Here is a 22,480-nt window from a genome sequence, read left to right as displayed (position 1 = left end):
AAGACTTTTATAATAGAACGCTTTAGCCCGCCATGGCCATGTCCATGCTGCGGGTTTTATGTTTTGTTCTGGGCAAGCAGGTTCGTGTAAGTGTTCTCCACTAGTTTGTTAAGCTTTATGTAAGGTTCGTATAAAAATCGTGTAAGGTTCGCCTTCTATAATTACAACTGTGCTCAACTAACAACGACTTGAAGGAGAACGCAATATGACAACTATATTACAAGCAAAACATGTAGAAAAAACCTTCGGTATTCAAGGGAATCAATATACGGCATTGCAAGATATCAATCTTGAAATTCAGGAAGGCGAATTTGTTGGCATTATGGGACCTTCCGGGGCAGGCAAATCCACGCTGCTGAATATTTTCTCGACGATCGATACACCATCGGCAGGCGATATTACGATTGCCGGACAACATATCGTGTCGATGGACGAGGAGCAGCTGTCCGATTTTCGCCGGAACCAGCTCGGATTTATATTTCAGGACTACAACCTGCTGGACACGCTCACTGTCAAAGAAAATATTTTGCTTCCCCTGGCGTTGTCCAGGGTGCCTGCGGCCGAAATCGAGAAACGGGTTAACGAGATCGCCGATACGTTCGGCATTCGCGATATCTTGGATAAATATCCTTATCACATCTCAGGTGGTCAGAAGCAGCGTACCGCAGCCTCACGCGCTATCGTTGCCAATCCAAGCCTCATATTAGCGGATGAACCGACGGGGGCTCTGGATTCCAAGTCGGCAACAAGCTTGCTGCAAAGTTTAAAGAAACTGAATGAGTTCCATCGCTCCACGATCATGATGGTCACTCACGATGCTTATGCCGCAAGCTACTGCAAACGCGTCATTTTTATAAAAGACGGACAGCTCTACCAGGAGCTTCATAGAGAAGACCAACTGCGCAAGGTGTTTTTTGATCAGATCCTGGAGGTACTGGCTGCACTTGGGGGTGAGCATGATGACACTGTTTAGCATTGCCAGAAAAAACATCCGCAAAAATTTCACGAATTACTTTTTGTACTTTGCTTCGATGATCTTTAGTATCGTCATTTATTTCACTTTTGTTTCACTAAAATATGATACTGCGATCCAGTCCGCAACGGAAGGGTCGACAAAAATCAGTTCGGCCTTTAGCGCTGCGGCCGTCGTGCTGATCATATTCGTGGCTATATTCATTTGGTACTCCAATTCCTTCTTTACCCGCAAGCGCAAGAAAGAAGTCGGATTATATTCGCTGCTCGGTGTTCGGAAGAAACAAATCGGCCGGATGTTATTTTATGAAAATTTTCTGATGGGTGTGCTAGCTCTACTGGCAGGGATTGCTCTCGGCTCGGTGCTGACGCGTTTCTTTGTATCCCTATTAATGAAGGTCATGGGTTATGACGCAGTGTCGAATTTTTCGATATCGCCTGCGGCCATCATCAACACCACCATCGTGTTCATGATCATTACGCTTATTACGTCACTGCAAGGTTACCGATTGATCTACCGTTTCAAATTGATTGAGTTGTTTCATGCGGATCAGGAGGGAGAAAGGGAACCGAAGGCTTCATGGATCACCGCCTTATTGTCTCTGGCATTCATAGGCACCGGATACTGGCTTGCTCTGCAGAACCTGCTGCAATCCAAGGCCTGGGCGGCGATGGGATTCATGCTAACGCCACTCGTTATCCTGATGACGGTGATTATTGGAACGTATCTGCTGTTCAGTACCCTGACCGTTACGTTGTTGAAATTATCCAGAAATAACAAGAACCGATTCTGGAACGGGATGAACATGATCGGCGTCTCCCAGCTTCTATATCGCATCAAAGGAAACGCGCGGACGCTGACGATCATTGCGGTGCTTAGCGCCACAACACTGACTGCTGTTGGGACGGCGTACAGCTTCTATTACAGCAATGCAAGCAGCGCACAGCAAGCGAATCCGAACAGCATGATGTGGATCTCCCGCGATAGGGATAGCAGCATGACGAAGCGAGTCGACGAGTTGATAGACTCTACTCCGCATCACGAGCTGTTATATCATGTGTCCGTCCCTGTCTTGGAAGTGGATGCTGATGTTAGAGGTCTTAGCGAGGCATTCTTGCATGACATTCAAACATTCAGCATTATATCCCAGCATGATTTCAACGAGCTGGCGAAGGCGCAGGGCCGCAAAGACACCATTACTTTAAGGAGAGAAGAGGCAGTTGCCATGGACCCGGCCTATTTCGAAGGAATATCACCGGCGTATGTGGGTTCTACAGTCACTCTCAAACAAAACAAGCAGGAGCAGCAAATTACCTTTAAGGAATTGAAGAAATACAGCGTGCTGAATATGGGAACGGTCTATTCTACTATGGTGGTAAGCGATGAGCTGTTTACGCAATTGGAGAAGCAGACAAACACCTTCATGCTGGAGGCATATGGCCTATCGAATCAAGACAAAGCGAAGCAGCTGACGGAGGATATTGAAGGCGTCCTGCCGGAAGGCGCGGCATTCGCCAGCTATTATCAGGATTATGCAAGAGGAATGGAATCGTCAGGCCTGTTGATTTTTATGGGAGGATTCCTGGGGCTTGTGTTTCTCACGGCGACCGGCAGCATCATCTATTTCAAGCAATTAACCGAAGCCAATTCGGACAAGGCAAGATATCAGATTTTAAACAAAATCGGCGTGAATCGGCGTGAGGTTAAAAAGAGCATAGCCCAGCAAGTCCTGTTCATCTTTGCTTTGCCGCTCGTTGCCGGCATTGCCCACTGCGCTGTCGCGCTTTCAGCTTTGTCCAAACTTCTGCATATGAATCTTGTGATTCCAGTTGTGATCTGTATGGGCGTCTATACCTGTGTTTATTTGATCTATTACGTCGTGACCGTTAGGTCCTACTATAAAATTGTAACCAAAACAAATTAACCTATCATAAAGGAGTAGAGTCATGAAAAAAACGATGATCTTCGGCGGCATTCTTGTCGCCATCCTCATTGGATTTGTTGTATTTATTCAAAATGTGAACATTAACCGCTTCGGGACCGATTCATATTATGTGCAAATTCAAGATGGAACCAAAGTGGAAGACAAAGCAGATAACGGGGAGAAGTACATCTACTATGAGTACACCTTGGAGGGATTCAACAAAGAAGGGAAAGCGAAGACGTTGACCTTTACGGCGAACAAAGAACTGCGCAAGGAAGCGTACCTGCGTTTATACGTCAAAGAAAAGGGTGTCAGCTCCTATCAAGAGGTACAGGCAGACAAGCTTCCGGAACAAGCCAAAGTAAAGCTCGAAACGTTAGGAAAATAAGGACGATATCAGAGGGAGAGATTAACGTGACTCATGTAAAAGAAAGAACGACGATTCTATCGAAAAAGGTTATCATCGGCTCACTTGCATTGACATTGACTGCATGCCCGCTCATTAGCGCGGGTAGTGTAGCGGCAAAAGCTATTTCCCCTACTGCAATTTCACGAATTTCAGAGAGCGACGAAGCGCATGCACCGATTCAATATCACATTCAGGCGAGACTGAACGAGAAGGACATGACCATACAGGGAAGCAGCATGGTTACCTATCGAAACACCAGTCAGGATACGTTGAATCAGCTGGTATTCCACACCTATGCGGATGCGAACCGTTCAAAATCGACACAGACGTCCATGTTTAAACGATCAAACGAAGAAATCAGCAAGAACCATCCGGATAAGAAGCCGGAAGATTTTCTTGGAGGTATTGATATTCAGGAAGTGAACGCAAACGGCCAATCACTTGTTTTCCATAATGAAGATCAGGCTTTGACGATTCGATTGAAGGAGCCCATACAACCGGGCGCATCGATAACGGTACATATGGACTTCTCTCTGAACATTCCGTATGGTTCGCAGCGGTTGTCGTATTATCAAGATATTGTAAATGGCGCTCACTGGTTTCCGGTTTTGTCGGTCTATGATGAAGAGAAGCATCAATGGAATACGACCCCTTACAGTCCATCATTCGAAAGCGATTATTATACTTCTGCAGATTATGAAGTAGAGTTCAACGTTCCCGACGCTTATCAGGTGGCGATGCCAGGCACGATAACGACACGGAATAACGTGGAACCTGGCCGCAAGGTTGTTTCCACTGTTGCCAACAATACAAGGGAATTCGTATTCTTTGCCAGTCCCAATTTCAAAGTAAACAGCGCTACCCGCGACGGCTTGACGATCGAATATTTTTATTTTGATAACGAACCCGGAAAGAAACAGGTCATGGATCGGTATATCGATCAGGCATTTAAAGCGATCGAATTTTTTGGTGATAAATACGGCGCTTATCCTTATCCGGAATTCCGTATTGTCGAGTCTTACGTGGAAGGCGTGGCTATCGAATATTCGCGGGTCATCCAGATGGGACAGGTTCACAGTAAAGCCGATCCCACGCAGGACACGGTATTCATTCATGAAATCGCGCATCAGTGGTTCCACGCTCTGATCGGGAACGATTCGGAGAAGGAATCGTTCCTGGACGAAGGTTTTGCCGATTTTTCCAAGGTGTATTTTGCCGAGAAGTTGGGGGATAAGCTGAATGGTTTTAAATCCATTCAATTTGACGATTCCAAGGTGGAACTTGCTATTGCATCGACCAATGACGAGGTGGGGGACTTGGCTAGTCCGGTTTATTACGAAAAAGGTCGCCAAGCGATATACCAATTGTACCGGTCCGTTGGCGAAGAGAAGTTTGACCACTTGATGAGGGAATATTTCAAACGCTATGTATATAAAAATGCCACAATTGAGGGACTTCTCCAAACGATTGAAGACGTGCTCGGAAAAGAGGCGCGAAACGAAATGGCCACGGCTTTATATCAACCGGGTTTTGTTCTTAAGCCTGAATACCAACTGTCGGACGCAGAAAAAACCGCATATTTGCATGATCAGTTTCAATTGCTGTATCAATCAGCCCTAACCCAAATTCCAGGCTTGCCCTACGAAACGATGAGCCGCATCATGGAGAAGGCTCTTCATGGAGAGCCGTTATCGATCGTTCTGAGCGACCAAGTAAGCACTCAAACACGCAAGCAGCAAGAAGCCATGGTGAACCAGCTAACGATGCTTCTGGATATCAGCGGAGTGAAATATGATGTTATTCGGGATCGCCAGGTATTAAAAAAGAAATTGAAGAAGGAACTGGGGACAAGCAATCTGATCGTGATCGGCAACGGTAAATCAAACGGGGTGGTGCAGGCGCTGAAATCCGGTATTATCGAGCGGGCGAACAAAATGGGCTTTGCCTGGAAGGATACCATGAATCAACCGAGTGCTTCCGGGGCATATGCGATCAAGCATCCATTCAATCAAAATCGCTTAATGCTTCACTATTTTTGGAATGGTGATCATGTAACAGACGAGGTCTTGGAGACCTACATGGCGAACATGCAGGAATCTATCGGATTCACGAGCGCTTATTATCAGTATTATGTGTTGGACAAGAAGGGCAAGGTGGTGTTAGATAAAAAAGTGGAGAATCCGCTGTCGAAGTTTTTTGCGGAGGAGTAAGCTTGAAGTTCCCTTCTCGACTCTCCAAACGCTGTTGAATAGCAGCTTGGCAGGTGGGAAAAATGTTGGTTATAGCAGGGGGTGAACGAATTTGGCGTTTGATCAAAAGGTACTTGTCGTTGATGATGAGGCGGATATTGTCAGGCTTCTTCAAACCGTGCTGATCAAGGAAGGCATCGACCAGGTGTATACTGCGGGAACAGCGGAAGCGGCCTGGCTTGAATTCCAGAAATGGCAGCCCGATCTTGTCATTCTGGATATCATGCTTCCGGACGGAGAAGGATACGAAGTGTGCAAGAAAATCCGAAGCGTCTCCAATGTTCCGATATTCTTCTTATCCGCGAAGACAGAAGAAATTGATAAAATCCTGGGCTTCGCCATCGGCGGCGATGACTACATTACCAAGCCATTTAGTCCGAAGGAAGTGGCTTACCGGATCAAAGCCCGGTTTCGGAGACCGGATGTTTCTGAGCATGAGGACAAACCGAATCGCGTAATTAAGAAAGGGCCGTTTGAATTAGATGAAGCGAAGGTGGAGCTGAAGAAGAGCGGGAAGGTCATTCCACTGAAACCGAAAGAGCTGGGGCTGCTTACGCTGCTGCTTAAACATCCGGGCCAGATCATTAGCAAGGAAAGTTTATATGATCAGGTATGGGGTGAGGAATTCTTCGGTTTTGATAATACCGTGATGGTTCACATCAGGAGGCTGCGGGAGAAAATAGAAGAGGACCCTTCCAATCCCCGGTATCTCCTCACGGTAAAAGGACTTGGGTATAAGCTTGTCGTAGAGGATGAATAAGGGATGAAGTGGAAGCTGACAGGCAGGTATCTGGTCTCCGTGGTTCTTATCGTCGTCATCGTTATTATTATGAACATCGTGGTGATTATCGGCTTATTCATTCTACAAGCGGTAAATGAGGATCTCCCTCTCTTAAATAGGCAAACCTCAGCAGAATCGATATCCCGATCCTTTCAGGAACATATCGTAATATCGGAATCGGGTGCTACCATAAGCGAGAAGGGCAAGGAGATTCTGGAGAAGAATCAGGCGTGGGTTCAAATTCTGGATGAGGATGGTGAGGAAATCTACCGTTATCTTGCTCCGGAAGAGGCCAAAACCAAGTACGCCCCCATCGATATTGTACAGATATATAAGTATGTCGAGAAGGAAGTCCTTTCCACCGTCTTTATTGGTGAAAAGACAGGCTTCGAACATCGTTACAGTTACTTGGTTGGATTTACGACCCCATACCTGGAGCGGCAAGTGTTAACCATCGATTCACGGAACTTCGCGCAGACGTTTAAGGTTTTTAGTGTGTCCATTATCATTGTTGACGGATTCATCGCCTTATGTATCGCTTATATCTTCAGCAAGCGGCTGACCAAACCCATGTTTATCTTAATCGACAGCATTAAGCGTTTGGCTGGGCGTGATTATACCGTCTATCATCAACCTAAGGGGATATATAAGGACGTGTTCGCCAATATCAATCTTTTGTCCCAAGAGCTGAAATCAAGCGAGATGGAAAGAAAGAAATTGGATGCGATGAAGGAAGAGTGGATCGGAAATATCTCGCATGATATCAAAACGCCGCTTGCTTCGATTCAAGGCTATGCGGAGATGATAAAGGACACGGAATATCAGTTTTCCATAGACGAAATACGGGATTACGCCGGGATCATTGAAGGAAAGTCCAAATATTTGAGTGACGTGATCGAAGACTTGAATCTGTCCACCCGCTTGAGGAATAAAGAGCTGACGTTAAATATGAAAAATGTAAACATCGTAAGCCTGGTACGCAATGTCGTGATCGATACCCTCAATGACCCCAGGTACGCCAACCGGGATATTGATTTTAAGAGCAGTCATGAGGTCATTAAAATCGAGGTTGACGATATTCTGATACGCAGAGCAATAAGCAATCTGATCTATAATGCGATTGTTCATAACCGCGAGGATATTTCAATCAAGGTCGAGGTCGAGAAGAAGGAAGAGCAGATCGGGATTCGTGTGCAAGACAATGGAAAAGGCATTAAGCAGGAGGAGCTCGGAAGGATCTTCGATCGCTATTACCGTGGGACCCATACGGGGGAACTCCATAAGGGATCAGGTCTTGGCATGGCCATTACGCATGACATTGTGATCGCGCATGGAGGACATATTCAGGTGCATAGCAAAGTTGACCAAGGCACGGTTATGGAAATCAAACTGGGGCGTCCTTAGAGCGTCCGATATCCATGATGGTTTTCCGACGGTTAGGGATCTTGGTTAAGAGTAATAATGATGCAAGCAGGTTACACTACCGTTAAAAGGAGTGTATAGTTTATGAAACTGCTTGTTAAGTTATTGGTGCATGGAGTTTTGATTACGGCACTGCTTGTTGGGCTTACCGATGCTTCGTTCACAGGGGCTATATTGACGGCATTAGGAATTGGTATCGTTGCTTATTTGGTGGGGGATTTATATATTCTGCCCCGCACCAGCAATATGATGGCTACGATCGCGGATGCCGGCTTAGTATTTGTTATGCTGTGGATCATTGGCAGCGTTGCGAACTGGAACCTTAATTTCTCGGAGGTCCTGTTAATCGCGGTACTTGCAGGAAGCTTTGAGTATTTATATCATATGTGGCTTCGGGGCGAGAATCTGTTTAAAAAAAGACAGCGAGCCTCGTAAAACCAGAATGGAATCTATGAAACAAACACATAACGCGCGATCCGAAAAGAAGCCTGAAATCAGGCTTCTTTATTTTTATATATCGAAAAGAAGGTTTTGCTGAAAGGGCAAGGCTATAATTCTTGATTTTTGAGCAATTGAGAAGAAATTTTCAGCTGCTATTAGAGATAAACTTAAGAAAATACATGAAGGGAGAATTTCATTATGAAAAATGGAGAAAATCATTTGCAGCTTCCAAAAGTCCTATCCCCGGATGCGTGGCTATTCGATCGTAAGGAACTGATGGCCAAAGAGACTGGAGAGGAATCTCCCAAAATCGTGTCACGGGACGAGTGGCTCGTGGCTCGTAAGGCATTGTTAGCGAAAGAGAACGAAGTTACCCATGAACCGGATGCGATGCTGGTTGAACGAAGAAACCTGCCCATGGTCGAGATGGACAAGGATTACATCTTCGAAGGTCCTGACGGCAAGGCAAGACTGCTGGACTTATTTGACGGTCGAAGTCAACTCATCGTCGGGCACTTCATGTTTGACCCGGACTGGGAACAGGGCTGCCCAGGCTGCTCAGCCGGTGCTGCCGAGATTTCAGATGACCACCTGAAGTTGATGCATGACCGTGACACCTCTTTTGTATACATCTCCCGTGCACCACTGGCAAAGATCGAGGCATACAAAGACCGCAAGGGCTGGAGCTTCCCTTGGTACTCTTCGTATGGCAGTGATTTCAACTACGATTTCCACGTTACGCTGGATGAGGCCGTGACTCCTGTAGAATATAATTACCGCACCAAAGCGGAGTATGAGCAGGAAGGTAATCCACTAGACTTTGAAGGCAAGCAGTCGATTGAGCTGCCAGGAAGAAGCTGGTTTCTCCGGGTCGGCGATCGAGTGTTTCACACCTATTCTGCATACCACGGATAGTGGCCTAAAATCATAAAAGGAGCAGGATACTGAACGATAAGACCACTGCAAGGCCGCCGGAAAATGATATTAACCCTTTAGTAGGCAGTGCGAAGAATGCGCACAATCGTTTACTTGGAGGGGATAATATCATCATGAAGGCAGCCTTGTTTTTTTGACGTTTAATCCAATCTGCCCAATTGATTCATGATGTCCTGTCTTCGCTGATCAATATATTTACGTATCGTATCCGGTTCGGAGTCAAACACCTTGTCGCTCCACTTATGATTAGGGTCCTTATAGATATGGTCCGCAATCGCATTGTGCATTTTGTATACGATCGGCAGTTGGCGCCTCACGGTGAATACCGACTCAAGAAACCCTGACAGGAGAGCTTTATACCTCTGCCTGTGCGGACGGAAGGATAATATTTTCTCGGTCAGCTTATTATAACCTTGAATTTTCACGAGGTCAGAATCTACTAATTTTCCATAGCAATTCCTTCCCCAGGTTCCCTCGTAGTCCCACGGGATCATGCGGTAAGTTCGAGTTTTTCCATGCTCAAACAAAGTGTAATTCTGATTAAAGCCATCATAATTCCCGGTTAATACCGCGCCGCATAACCACCGCAAATAATTTTCGATGTCCAGGTGCTTACGGAGATACTGCTGCAATTCGGCACCTACTTTTAGATGAATCTGCTGTACGAAGTTGGATAGCTTCACACGATCGCGTTCGGAACCTTTGATCAGGTTATAACCCGAGAAGGAGGATTTACCGGATGAACGCTTATCCGTAAAATCGGCATTGTCGTTAACGGCATAAATAATGCTGCGCACGGGAATTCCCCGCTTACGAAAAAAGGGAGTTTTGACTGCCTCAATATTAAGGTATACCCCCAGATTCTCATGATTCAGATGCAGCACGCAGTGGCGGGTCGACGGGCTTGGCACATGGATGGAATTGAAAAAATGAAAGGAGAGGGCGTTTCGAATCATGGAAGGGTCATCATATTCGGCATTGAAGTGGTAGGTATATTTTGAGGTTTTAATTTCATAGGATTTTTTCGGGTATTCACGTGTATGCCCTCCACGATAGCGAATACGTATGGGTATTCTTTTTCCACCGCTAACCAGCTGTGCAGGCACAAAATGATTTGACCAAATATTGCTTTTTAACTGTTCATAATCCTTGTCTTTGATAGTTACGCGATACACAGGCAAGGGCATGAAGCTACCTCCTTCAAACTGGTAGACTATCGTTGATTTTATATGATTCGATTATATTAAACCAGTTCCTTTCTATTACGGGAAACATATGAATATATTACCGATAGACCTGATGGACAATTGAGGGGTATCCAATGCGGTCAAGATGACACCTGAAATATACCATTCATGATCTGTCGAAATATGAATCCTCGAAAGGAGCATGAACATGGCTTATAACAGGTTTGGTTTCGGGAATCTGGTAGGAAGAAACGTGAAGATCAACCGCGGCGGACCGGATTCAATCGAAGGTCTTCTGCTCGATGCTCAGTCAGACTACCTGGTTGCAGTTGCTGATGGCGGTTTCGTTTATGTTAAAGACGATCATGTCAAGAGCATTACGGATACAGGTAAATCCGGTGGAGCGAGAGAAAGCATCGTAAATCCGATCACGGCATACAACTTCGTAGGAGTCATGCAAGCCCTTCGGTATCGCCTTGTTAAAATTAATCGCGGCGGACCAGAAAAACTGGAGGGTATCATCGTTGACGTGAACCAGAACTATCTGATCTTAACCGTAAAAGGTCAAGAGGTCGTTCACATCCCTGTTAGCCATATTAAATCGATCACGGTTGTTCGTGGCGGAGGGAATAACCAATCCGGCGGCAATCAAAATCAAAATCAGAATCAAAATAGCAACTCTCAAGGCAACCAATCCAACCAATCTCAATCGCAAGGCAACCGCTCAGGCAGTAACCAATCGGGAGGCAACCAAGGAGGAAACCGTACGGGAGGCAACCAAGGAGGAAACCGTACGGGGGGCAACCAATCAGGAGGAAACCGTACAGGCGGTAACCAAACAAGAGGTAACCAAACAAGAGGTAACCAAACGAGAGGTAACCAAACGAGAGGCAACCAGACTGGCGGAGACTGGATGAATTGGACAGGCGGCAACCAATCCAGGAACCGTTCCGGCAAGCGCAATCGCAGCGGCAACCGTTCCAATAACCGCTCCGGCAACCGGAATCGCAGCGGAAAACGGAGAAATGGCGGCGAGTAACTTATCGTTCCATTACAAACGGTGTAATAACATCCAATTCCAGCCATCTTCTGCTCACTCATTTTATATAGGAAGCAATAGGAATTTAAACGTAACCAATGTTAGTCCTCCGCAGCGAAACACCTCACATGAATCATTGCGTTCTCCTCTTTTATAAGGTGAGTTGCATGAATATTCCCCCGATTCAGCCCCTTACCGATATCATTGTGCGTGCATTATTCATGTCTTGCCTCTGAATGAGCATTGGCTGCCGAAGGCATCCAATGCTTCCTTCAGGGGAATGTTTATCCAGTTCGACTATTGCAGTTATAAGCATGCACGTTGTCGTTCGATATCAACAATATATGCAGGCGCAGGCGTTAGGTGATGGTGATTCGTGATGCTTAAGATCTAGTTATATGATGTCGAAGCCATCCGTTACGCAGCGAAGTTTTTTTGTAAGGAGGGAAGAGATGGAGCCATTACGTTCAATGATAGGCAAACGTGTTGAGTTGGAGCTTTCGGGCTGCAAGACGCTGCTTCATGGAGAATTCATTGATATGGGAAGCGACGTTCTGGTGTTATATTCCAATTCAAAATATATATATACTCCAATCCATCATTTACAGCATTTACGTTTATATGAAGAATGGGAAAACCCTGCAATGGATAGCTGTCCTGATTCTAAGATTGATCTCACCAATATTTCATATCGCAAAATGTTGATGAATTCCAGGGGCGTTTTTACGGAAATATACTTGGGAGGCTCACATTCATTGCATGGTTATGTGACGGGCATTATGAACGATTTCTTTGTGTATCACTCACCGATGCATCAGGCGGTTTATATTCCGGTTAACCACGTCAAATATCTGATACCGTATCCGCCCAACATGACCCCTTACAGTCTCAGCCAAGAACATTTTCCAGTACAGCCTTCCGGTGTTGCACTGTCCCGCACCTTGGACCAGCAATTAAAAAAGCTTGAGGGGCAGCTCGTCATATTCGATCTCGGCGAACATCCCCACAAAAAAGGATTGCTGAAATCCGTCAATGATAAAATCATTCAATTGGTTCTCGCCGGCGGAGACGACATTTACCTGCATATGGATCACATTAAATCGATCCATCTGCCCTAAAGCTGATACGCTAAATTTTTAGAAAGTTTCAGACTTCCCACTGACAGTTCATCTGGCGGTGGGGTTGCTATTTAACAAGCTCTGAGAAATGCCATATGAGTCGGTACTCATATTAATGAAGTCATTATTTAATCAATGAAGCTCTCCTTAAGAGGGAGGAGGGTATCTTTTCATGCGATCGAGCAGTTGTCCATCCGTGCTCGGATTCTCGCCGCTCACAAAATCTTTCATATAATAGGACAGATAGTCACCGTATCGACTTTCGGTCTGAAGGAGTAATTCATCCACGAAATAAACCCCATTTGCAATTTCATCTTTGAGGAGCGTGCATAATGCGCCATATAGGCCGCAGGCGACCTGAAAATAGGTGGCGTTGATATGATATTGAGGGAAAATGTCATCGCTGCTCAGAACATTATACATATACCGCTCTTTGTCTGGATAAACAAGCAGAACCCCCACTAAATCTTCTCCTCCGACTTCACCATTCACCGGATCAAGCACCTGCTGATCCCATTCCCATATTTCGTCAATATCTTCAAGCTGGGAACGGATTAAATGAATGGTATGGTCGCTTACGCGGTAGATAAAACCAGTCTCCATATCGAAGAGTTTGCCGAGGGTCAATACTTCCTCATGAGGCATTAATGATCCATAGAATTGTTTCTTTCCTAACGTGACCTTGAATTCAAGCTCGTATACCGGAAGATGCATGGTGAACGGAAACCGATGCTTCATGAACATTGGATAGTTGAGAATGGCTTCATCGAGAAAACATTCTGGCGACCAAGTGGAGTAAATCGTGCGCTCTTTAACAAGAGAAGGGTCTTTGTATAGTGAAGTGTCATGTTCAACGATATAACAGGCCAGCGGTTTCTCGCCAGGTGTTTCGTTCATTAACTTGATGGCCATCCACTGGACGACACCCGGATTCATACCGGTGCCGATGATGGCGGCAGATCGTGAGGGTTGATTTCGGCCTTCCTGGAAAATTCGGTACCTTTCCAAGAGCGTATATCCTGCAAGACTCTCATTCTCATCCACTTTCGGATTTTCAAGCGCGGTATTCATATAGTGTACGCCGGTTTCTTGGCAGCATGTAAGCATATCGACCGTATCCGCCCATGATACATCGATGACATGCGTGGTGCCGGTCGAGCGCAAATGCTGGCGAAACTGTTCCAAATGGTTCAAATCGAATTGGTGCAGTGTCGCATGCTTGAGCAAATTCGGCATGAATGTTCGATAATGTGCCGCTTCTTCCTGCTTCAGGTCGATCAGATGAATCTTGCTGTGCTTCATAAAGATATGAATGGGGTCATGGATATCGCCAAGGCTTTTCTCTAAAAGCGAGAGGATTGCTTTAGCCACTCCGCCGGAACTCCCAAGTATGCTGATAACGATGGGAGGCTGCTTCATATTCTACCAACTCCTTTCTAGTAACACATTATTCATAGAGTGGTGGAAAGGTCTGTACGAACACACACGGAATGCTGATATTCGTTCGAAATCATGATATGTACATAGTCAGCGGAACGAATTGGACGTAAAAGAGAGAGCAATGAATGATGTGCGTATTCTTCATCGTTCTTAAAGAACGATGAACGGCGCGCCACATCATTTTCAATGCTCTCCTCGAGTTGCCGCATCAGCATCAGTATAGCCATTGAACCCAAAAGGCCAGAATCACCAGCGTAAATATAAGGGTAGGAGGGATGGTCAATATCGTGACCTTGATATAATCCTTCCATTTGATTTTGACATGGTGCTGTTTCAGAATATGAATCCATATAAGGGAAGCGAGAGTACCCATCGGGAGAAGCAGCGCTCCAATATCACTGCCGATTACACTTGCGAGGTAAGCAATCTTGAGAGTTAGCGGATCAAGGTTCATATTGGTTAGCGTGATGGTGCCTACCATCAGGGCAGGGTGATTGTTAAAGAGGATCGATAATAAAGAGAGAAGGCCACCCATTAACAAGCTGGCGTTTAGTAGATCTGTTGCAACGATAGGTTCGAAGAATTGGATCAAAAGCTGCGTTAAACCGATGTTATGAAGTCCATAGATGAGCACATACATCGCGAAGGCAAAGACAAGAATATGCCAGGGTGTTTTTTTCAATAAATCGTTTGGGGGGATTTTCAGAACGGCCCATCTCCAGGACAATAGAATGGTTGAGCCTAGGATGGCAACAATTTCGATAGGTATTCCTAGATAGGAAGCAACGAATAAAGCAATTCGAACAGTAAAAACAAACAGGAGAACATTACGCATAAACAAATTGCGTATGTGAACATCTGCTGGAGATTTCAGGGAACTGCTTAGCGGATGTTTACCTTCGCCCAAATGTTTCTTCACATGAAGCCTACGCGGCAGCTGATGTTTAAAGCAGAGGAATAACAGAAATACGAGCAGCAAAAGCCCGAGGGTCGCCGGAACGAACATCATCATGGTGTGCATGTAAAGATCCATGTCCACAATTTCTAAAGCGATTAAATTTACGATATTGCTGACGCCTATAGGTGCACTTGATGCAGTGGCTATGAGTGCGCCTGAGAGTAGATAAGGGATTTTTTCATGGTTTTTGAGTCCGAGTCGCTTGAGCAGAATAAGGAGGATCGGCGTTGTAATGAGTATGCTTCCATCATTGTTAAAGAATAGCGTCATTAGAAAACATAATAAATTGACATACCAGAACAGCCGAATTCCCGACCCTCTAGCTCTGGCCGCCAAGCCCTCGGCAGCCCAATTGAAAAACCCGAAACTCTCGAGTATGATGGCCATGACAATGGTGGCTATAATCGTAATGGCAGCGCTGCTTAAGGTTGACCCGATCGTTAGGAGGTCCGGCAACGATACGCTCCCACTTAATACAACGATTGCAGCACCAACGGAAGCCGGTATGGCTTCATTTAATCCATTCGGACGCCATATGATTAGAACCATGGCGATTATAAAGGCTGCAATGGTTAGTGTGATCACTGCTGGACTGAGCATGGAGTGTCTCACTCCCTTCTATCATTGATCGTTTGCAATGGTTACGTATCCTTATTGTCGGGGATCACGACACTAATAAAAGCAACTTGCTCTCTTGCAGCCTCATCCTTAATAGATTCAATTGGAATCTGTTTAGGAGGCGTTAGTAGAGAGTAAAGTCCCCAGCCTGCCAACAAAATAACAATGAGCACGATCACGAATATCACTCCTCGCCGTCACTTATTCATTTTTTGTAAAGATACCTACCATTCATAATTAGTAGATAGATATACTCTATTTATATGTATCGAGGACTGGCATTGCTCTAATGGATTTGCCTTGATCGCGCGATATTCCGCGATTGTAGGGTCGTGCATGCGATAGGTAGTCTTTTAAACATGAAGGGGATGAAGGTAGGATTCTGGAAATGGACAAAAGGGGACGAGTCTGCGGGAACATATAGAATAACCCCGCTGCTCAAATAGAGCAGCGGGGCTATTTTCACCTCAACTTACGGTATTCACGGTTTAGCATTCTTCCAATAAGCATAAGCATGCACCACGCTACCGGTAAAGGAAGGTGAATCCTTCAATAAATCAGGCAGCTTGGCAAGCTCTTCCTCCATGTAACCTGCTCCTTCTTCATAGAAGGAAATATGATCGCCTTCATGGCTGGCTTTGATCTCTACAGAAATCTTGATCGGCTTGCCCAGCTCATCGGCAAATGCAATCTCTTCCTTAGCGACCCCGACAATCCCGTTCGATCCTTCCGCTGTATCCCGGAAGGCCATGAGAGAAACATGGTCCATACGGTTGATCATCCACTTGCTGAGCGACATATCTTGGCCGGTAACTTTATATTTGTCCAGCCATACGGCCATATCCATGCTTGCTTCCAGGTTGGAATCTTTTTTCAATTCCGTAACAAAGACATCCAGATTCGCGGTCCATTCGGAAATAACCTGCTGCGAATTTTCCCTCCATGCAGGCAGCACATAAGGTTCAATGTCCAGATGAATGCCATGAAAACGCTCATTGCCTTCCACTGCGCGGTTGTAGTTCTTCACGTAATTGACCAATCGCAGCATTCTGGGCCGGTTCTCCTCAAGTGCCCATATCGGATGGCCACCCATGGCATGAACCTCAATTCCGGCTGCAGCCGCTTGTTTAACAAACGATGAGTACGAACTGTAAGGCTGCTCCAGGTCCAGCCTTACATACAGCCAGTTCAAGTTTTTCGCTTTCGCAAAATCAAGTATTTCCTGACTGTTTTGAATCACCTCATGGGCTTCCCATATATAGGTGCCTCTTACGATAGGGTCCCGTGTAACCGGATCCGCATCGGGCACGCGACCGCCTTCTCCCGGTTCAGGATCCGGATCGGGGGCCGGCGATGGAGAAGTTGGTTCCTTATCGTCTGGCGGTACGCTCTCATCATCAGACATGTTTTGCCAGTTGCGAATATCGTGGATAGCGATTCCGGCAAAGGATGCATATGAACTGAGCGCACTGGACAGATGCTCCAATTTCTCGTTCATTCTTTCCTTACCATGTCCATAAAAGCTGGTGTGAGACTCACCCGGCATTTCCTTCGTATTAACCCCAATAAGAATCTGCTTACCAAGCCTGTTGGCAAGCTCAAGCTCATCTCGCGTCAGGTCCAGAATCCCATGCTCGGATTCTACCTCGTTCCGGTAGGCCATCACGGTAACATGATCAAATGTACCGATCAGCCATTCATTCAGACTGGTTCCACTACCCAAGGTGTATGGATCAAACCAGAAGGGGATGTCGATTCCGAGCTCCAGGTCGTTCCCGGATACTTGATTCAGGAATACCTTAAGATTTTGTTCCCAGGTGCTGATGATCTTGTCCTTCTCATCCTCCCAGTGGGGAAGCACGTACGGCTCTATATCAAGATGGATTCCGTCAAATCTGGCACCAGCCGAAACCTTGCCGTTATAGTTGATCACCCAATCAGCGAGTCCGAGCATATCCTCCCGATGTTCGGTGAGGGCCCATCTTGGATCTCCTCCTAAAGCATGCACCGCGATTTGATTCTCATGCGCACGCTGTATAAATGCCTCGTAAATCTCGGACGGCAGTTGACGATCAATCTGTAAGTAGATTAGATTAATTCCCTCTTCTCTGGAAAAACGAAGCACTTCTTCGCCGCCATCCTGAATCAGATTCGTCTGCCAGATCCAAGTTGCTTTTTTTGTAGCATTTTCTCCATAAGCCGGGGTATGAAGCCCCACCAGAAGCATGACAGCCAAGAGGCCGGCAAGCATCGGGTAACTTTTTACTTTCATGTTTTTCCTCCGTTTCTCTGCGAGAACTCCACGTATTCTCTATTTAGTAAACGGGGTTATTATAGCATTGATACCTCAAAAAAAGATGAGCCCTTGTTCTCACGGGACAGGGAGCAAGGATTACATCGAACGAATGATCGGTTTAAAAGGAACTACTCTATATTTGGAAATGTTTAACTAAATGAACTAAATTATATGAATTTGAACAAGATTAAGGCTAACTGCTTAGGAAAAAAGTTGTGTTTTTGACTTCGATATGGCCTAGTGTCACTATTTTAATAAAAAACTTCATTAAATTTATGGGTTATGGAGGAGATTTGAAAGCTTACATCATAGCGACTAGTAATTTAAGGGAGAGGAGCGGCTCGTCAGATTTGGACCGCGAGACTCCGCATATATGGAAACGATTTGTCATGTTGAAATCTTAAAATGAGATCCGTATATTGCTTGGAATTCAAGCCCATGCTAGGACTAAAAAGATAAGGCGGGCGCACATGATTAATTTGGAATCGAGATTGGAGAATATTGAAGACCGTTTTGTGAATATTGATACCTATCTATGTAAACATGATTTTACGTTAGCCGGCAATTGGGATTACAAGCATGGCTATCTGGACCGGCGGTTGGACCAGGAGCGGATGGTGTGGCTTCGGATCCCTTTTCTGGTCACCAAAGGCAGCTTGGACGGCGAATGCGGCGGTTGTCATGCTACGATAAAGCTTGGCCGTCCATTCGTGTTCAGACATATATACAATACGGGAACCGACAAGCATGCGGTACCTCGTTTAATGGGAGCTCTCTTTGATCAATTCCAGGCTCCGATCGACCCTGACGCATCGGTGGATGATATGTGGATTGAACAAGCAAGAAAAGTCTTGGACGAAGTGGAGACAGGGTACTTGCACTAACACTCGGCGCTATTCGAGGAGATCAAGTTTTCTTGATCTCTTTTTCATATATCCATCATAACAAGTAAAGGAGCTCTGAGGCATGCTGCCGCCAAAGGGCTCCTTTTTTGTATGGGCAGAAAAGAAATATGGCAATTAAAGAATATCCTTTGAAAACTTTAGTACTTTTGTAAAAGCGGGATCAAATGATCAAGCATCCTGATATAGTAGGATAGACAGGCTTCAATATGCTGCCAACATGGAATGATTAAATAAATGAAGAAGGTGATACCACCCATGAACAAAAAAACATTATTTAATGATGGATGGACATTTGCAAAAAGCAGTCTTGACCTTACGGATTCGGCGAATCTAAAATTCAAACCCGTGGATATTCCCCATGATTGGCTTATTTATAACACGGAGAATTTATATGAAAACAGCATAGGCTGGTATCGGAAGCTATGGTCGTGGAATAACGAAGGCGGTCAGGTTCTGCTGTGTTTTGACGGCGTGTATATGGATTCTTCGGTCTATGTCAATGGTCATTACGTGGGTGAATGGAAGTATGGCTATTCCTCCTTTGAACACGAAATAACGGATGTCCTGGTAGAAGGGGAGAATGTCATCGTTGTGAAGGTGGTGCATCAAAGTCCGAACAGCCGTTGGTATTCGGGTGCGGGCATCTATCGTAATGTGTGGTTAAAGACAAGGGTAGCGAACCATATCGCAACGGACGGTATTTACATATCGACAAAATATCAGGAAAACGGATGGTTGGTCGAAGTCGACACGGAAGTGAACATCGTAAATGATGTGCTTATCAGCCACGTGATCATGAAGGATGGTCAGAGGATCGCAGAGGTGTCAGATCGCGTCAACGCAATCCGCACTGGCAGCATAACGAATACGCAAACTTTAGCCGTAGAGCGTCCATTGCTCTGGAGCCCGGATGAGCCTCATTTGTATCAGTTGGTTACCGAAATGAAGGTGACTGGAACAGATCGACCGGCAGACTCGCACGATGAAATGGTAGAATCGGTATCGCACAACGTGGGACTCCGCCACATTCAGCTTGATCCCAATCAGGGCTTCCTCTTGAACGGCAGTAAACTGAAATTGAACGGCGTTTGCGAGCATCATGATCTCGGAGCCTTGGGAGCAGCCTTCAACAAAACCGCCCTAGCCAGAAGATTGGCCATTTTGAAAGACATGGGAGCTAACGCGATCCGCACCGCTCACAATATGCCTGCAAAGGAATTGATGGATCTTGCGGATGAGATGGGACTGCTGATCGTATCGGAAGCCTTTGATATGTGGGAACGACCGAAAACCTCTTATGATTATGCAAGGTTCTTCCCGGATTGGGTTCGGCGCGATGTGAAGAGCTGGGTCAAGCGGGATCGGAACCATCCGTCCCTCATGATGTGGAGTATCGGTAATGAAATATATGATACCCATGCGGATGAGAGGGGGCAGGATATAACAAGAATGCTGATGGCAGAGGTCCGACGATACGATCCCAAGCAAAATGCAAGCGTTACCATCGGGTCCAATTATATGCCTTGGGAGAACGCTCAACAATGTGCCGACATCGTAAAGGTGGCAGGTTATAACTATGCCGAGAAATATTACGAGAAGCATCACCGGGAACATCCGGATTGGATCATCTATGGCAGCGAGACCGCGTCGGTTGTACAAAGCAGAGGCATTTATCATTTTCCGTTTGAAAAATCCATTCTGGCCGATGATGACGAGCAGTGTTCCTCCCTTGGAAACAGCTCGACAAGTTGGGGGGCCAAATCGGCGGAGGCCTGCATACTGGCTGAGCGGGATATGCCTTTCTCGCTGGGACAGTTTATATGGACCGGATTCGATTATATTGGAGAGCCTACGCCGTATCATACCAAAAACTCTTATTTCGGACAGGTGGATACGGCCACCTTTAAGAAGGATTCTTATTATATCTATCAAGCGGCCTGGACGGATTACCAAGTGAAACCTATGGTGCATCTGCTGCCATATTGGGATTTCAACGATGGTCAATGGATCGATGTTCGCATTTGTTCCAATGCGCCCAGCGTCGAACTGCAGCTTAATGGGGAAACCATGGGTAAGCATGATATTGACCATGCACACGGAAGAGAGCTGGTGGGTTGGTGGAAGATTCCTTACGTGAAAGGCGAATTGAAAGCGATCGCTTATGACGAAGCAGGCCGTATCGTGGCTACGGATATACGATCCTCATTTGGTGATGCCAAGCGAATTGTTTTGCGCCCGGATAAAGAAGAATTAACTGCCGACGGAACAGACCTTATCTTTGTTGAAATCGCGATGGAAGATAAGGACGGCCATGCCGTCGAGAACGCGAATAACCGGGTGGAGGTCCATGTCACGGGTGCCGGGCGATTGCTTGGACTCGATAATGGGGACAGCACGGATTATGATCCGTACAAAGGCCGGAGCAGAAGGTTGTTCAGCGGTAAACTGATGGCGATCATCGGAGCAACATTGGAGCCAGGCCAAATCCGAATCGAAGTGTCTTCGATTGGTATGGAGAGCCGAGTTCTACATTTGACATCCGTCCCTGCACGGGATGAAGTGAGGAAGGGCATATCGGCAAGCATGAATAACGAAGAGGGGCCGTGCCTGACGGGGAGTATGCTGGAGCTTCCGCTTCGCAAGATGGAACTGATCAGCGAAGGAGGTCAAACCTTTCATCCGTCCAATCGGCAAATGGTGGTGCATGCCATTTTACATCCGCCAAAAACCTCATATCAAGAGGTCGAATGGGCTGTCGTGAATGATGCCGGCATCGAATCCAACATCGCCAGTGTGGAAGCCGATGGGCATAAAGCCATCGTGACTGCTCTTGGCGACGGTGAGTTTCGTTTGAGGTGTACGAGTCGGAACGGGACGGATAAAACCAAGCTTATTTCTCAGCTTGAATTTCAAGTCGACGGTTTGGGTGCAGCGTACAAAGACCCATACTCCTTCATTTCTGCAGGACTGTATGACTACAGTCAAGGTGAGGTTGGAAACGGGAACGAAAGAGGCGTAGCTACGAGCAGAGACGGCGAGACGCAAGTCGGGTTTCGGGACATCGATTTTGGTCCCCATGGTTCCGATACGATAACCATTCCGATATTTGCACTATCAAGCGAAGCGTACTCGCTGCAAATCTGGGAAGGCATGCCCGGTGAGGAGGGCAGCTCTTTGCTGGCCGATTGTATGTATCAGAAAGAGTCCAAGTGGAACGTGTATCAGGAAGAAACCTACCGGTTGTCCAAGAAGCTGCGTGGCATCACGTCAATATGCTTTGTCCTTCGTCAGAAGGTGCATATCAAAGGGTTTTATTTTCAAGCGGGGAATCGAGCGTTCGAGCAGAATTTTGCCGCAGATAGCGATCGGATCTATGGAGATACTTTTAAGATTATGGATGACAAGGTTGTTGAAGGTATAGGAAATAATGTTTCCCTTGAGTTTGACTCTATGGATTTTTCAGAAGCAGGTACATCGAAACTGGCGGTATACGGCCGTTCAGCCATAGATAAGAACACGATTCATATCCGGTTTGCCCATTCGGAAGGGGAAAGCAATCAGCTTGTTGAATTTACGCAGTCTGATGGATACGAAGAGCGAGTATTCGATCTGGAGCATGTGACTGGCAAACAGAAGGTGACGTTCATCTTCCTGCCGGGAAGCCAGTTTGATTTTGGCTGGTTCCGGTTTGTACGATCAGGTTCATAATACACGGGTTATCGAGGCTGCTGATCCAATCGGCAGTCTTCTTTTGTTTTAATGAAGATAAGAATATCTCTGAACG

17 protein-coding genes are annotated in these 22,480 nt (G+C 46.0%); 12 read left to right on the top strand and 5 right to left on the bottom strand.

Translation table 11 applies throughout. The features are described from left to right. Positions 1 to 205 precede the first annotated feature (205 nt). The 8 genes from ACETK5_RS14320 (at position 206) to ACETK5_RS14285 (ending at position 9,114) form a co-directional block, all read left to right on the top strand. A complete protein-coding gene (locus tag ACETK5_RS14320) occupies positions 206 to 973 on the top strand; it encodes an ABC transporter ATP-binding protein (RefSeq protein ID WP_100536755.1) in 768 nt (255 codons plus the stop codon). After that, positions 960 to 2,897: an ABC transporter permease gene (locus ACETK5_RS14315; protein WP_394056394.1), complete on the top strand. Its 1,938-nt coding sequence runs from the start codon at positions 960 to 962 to the stop codon at positions 2,895 to 2,897. The genes ACETK5_RS14320 and ACETK5_RS14315 overlap by 14 nt, the downstream gene beginning before the upstream one ends. A gap of 22 nt (positions 2,898 to 2,919) precedes the next feature. Beyond that, complete coding sequence (locus ACETK5_RS14310) at positions 2,920 to 3,285, top strand: YxeA family protein (protein WP_100536757.1); 366 nt, start codon at positions 2,920 to 2,922, stop codon at positions 3,283 to 3,285. 26 nt (positions 3,286 to 3,311) lie between these two features. Further along, positions 3,312 to 5,516, top strand: a complete 2,205-nt coding sequence (locus tag ACETK5_RS14305) for a M1 family metallopeptidase (protein WP_394056392.1) — start codon at positions 3,312 to 3,314, stop codon at positions 5,514 to 5,516. 91 nt (positions 5,517 to 5,607) lie between these two features. Continuing rightward, positions 5,608 to 6,315 (top strand): response regulator transcription factor, encoded by a 708-nt coding sequence (locus ACETK5_RS14300; protein WP_394056390.1) that lies wholly within the window; start codon positions 5,608 to 5,610, stop codon positions 6,313 to 6,315. 3 nt (positions 6,316 to 6,318) lie between these two features. After that, positions 6,319 to 7,740, top strand: a complete 1,422-nt coding sequence (locus ACETK5_RS14295) for a sensor histidine kinase (RefSeq protein ID WP_394056388.1) — start codon at positions 6,319 to 6,321, stop codon at positions 7,738 to 7,740. A 102-nt stretch (positions 7,741 to 7,842) separates the two neighbouring features. After that, positions 7,843 to 8,193 (top strand): DUF2512 family protein, encoded by a 351-nt coding sequence (locus ACETK5_RS14290; RefSeq protein WP_326112570.1) that lies wholly within the window; start codon positions 7,843 to 7,845, stop codon positions 8,191 to 8,193. 204 nt (positions 8,194 to 8,397) lie between these two features. Next, positions 8,398 to 9,114 carry a DUF899 domain-containing protein gene (locus ACETK5_RS14285; RefSeq protein ID WP_394056386.1) on the top strand — a complete coding sequence of 239 codons (717 nt, stop codon included), beginning with the start codon at positions 8,398 to 8,400 and terminating at the stop codon, positions 9,112 to 9,114. Between the two features lie 161 nt (positions 9,115 to 9,275). Here the strand turns inward: ACETK5_RS14285 and ACETK5_RS14280 are convergent, their stop codons facing one another. Next, entirely contained in the window at positions 9,276 to 10,322 is a 1,047-nt protein-coding gene (locus ACETK5_RS14280; protein ID WP_394056384.1) for a CotH kinase family protein, read from the bottom strand. A 208-nt stretch (positions 10,323 to 10,530) separates the two neighbouring features. Here ACETK5_RS14280 and ACETK5_RS14275 point away from each other — a divergent pair, with 208 nt between their 5' ends. After that, positions 10,531 to 11,361: a hypothetical protein gene (locus ACETK5_RS14275; protein WP_394056383.1), complete on the top strand. Its 831-nt coding sequence runs from the start codon at positions 10,531 to 10,533 to the stop codon at positions 11,359 to 11,361. A gap of 755 nt (positions 11,362 to 12,116) precedes the next feature. Beyond that, the gene (locus ACETK5_RS14270) at positions 12,117 to 12,479 is read left to right on the top strand and encodes a hypothetical protein (protein WP_326117612.1); all 363 of its coding nucleotides are present in this window, start codon (positions 12,117 to 12,119) and stop codon (positions 12,477 to 12,479) included. Positions 12,480 to 12,626: 147 nt separating this feature from the next. Here the strand turns inward: ACETK5_RS14270 and ACETK5_RS14265 are convergent, their stop codons facing one another. The 4 genes from ACETK5_RS14265 to ACETK5_RS14250 form a co-directional block, all read right to left on the bottom strand. Next, positions 12,627 to 13,898, bottom strand: coding sequence for a saccharopine dehydrogenase NADP-binding domain-containing protein (locus ACETK5_RS14265; RefSeq protein ID WP_100536765.1), 1,272 nt, complete (start codon positions 13,896 to 13,898; stop codon positions 12,627 to 12,629). Between the two features lie 235 nt (positions 13,899 to 14,133). Beyond that, positions 14,134 to 15,477, bottom strand: coding sequence for an ArsB/NhaD family transporter (locus ACETK5_RS14260; protein ID WP_394056380.1), 1,344 nt, complete (start codon positions 15,475 to 15,477; stop codon positions 14,134 to 14,136). A 41-nt stretch (positions 15,478 to 15,518) separates the two neighbouring features. Then, entirely contained in the window at positions 15,519 to 15,674 is a 156-nt protein-coding gene (locus ACETK5_RS14255) for a hypothetical protein (RefSeq protein WP_165789620.1), read from the bottom strand. Positions 15,675 to 15,976: 302 nt separating this feature from the next. Next, entirely contained in the window at positions 15,977 to 17,767 is a 1,791-nt protein-coding gene (locus tag ACETK5_RS14250; RefSeq protein ID WP_394056378.1) for a hypothetical protein, read from the bottom strand. A 494-nt stretch (positions 17,768 to 18,261) separates the two neighbouring features. Between ACETK5_RS14250 and ACETK5_RS14245 the strand changes: the two genes are divergently transcribed. Together ACETK5_RS14245 and ACETK5_RS14240 are read left to right on the top strand one after the other, a co-directional pair. Further along, the gene (locus tag ACETK5_RS14245) at positions 18,262 to 18,675 is read left to right on the top strand and encodes a YugN-like family protein (protein WP_100536768.1); all 414 of its coding nucleotides are present in this window, start codon (positions 18,262 to 18,264) and stop codon (positions 18,673 to 18,675) included. Positions 18,676 to 18,951: 276 nt separating this feature from the next. Next, complete coding sequence (locus ACETK5_RS14240; protein WP_394056376.1) at positions 18,952 to 22,404, top strand: glycoside hydrolase family 2 TIM barrel-domain containing protein; 3,453 nt, start codon at positions 18,952 to 18,954, stop codon at positions 22,402 to 22,404. The last annotated feature ends 76 nt before the right edge of the window (positions 22,405 to 22,480 follow it).

Origin of the sequence: Paenibacillus ilasis (genome assembly GCF_043195395.1) — a bacterium.
In the GTDB taxonomy this organism is placed as follows: Bacteria; Bacillota; Bacilli; order Paenibacillales; family Paenibacillaceae; genus Paenibacillus_AQ; species Paenibacillus_AQ lautus.
The sequence above is the reverse complement of the archived record's forward strand: the minus strand, read 5'-3'. Positions and strand labels throughout refer to the sequence as shown.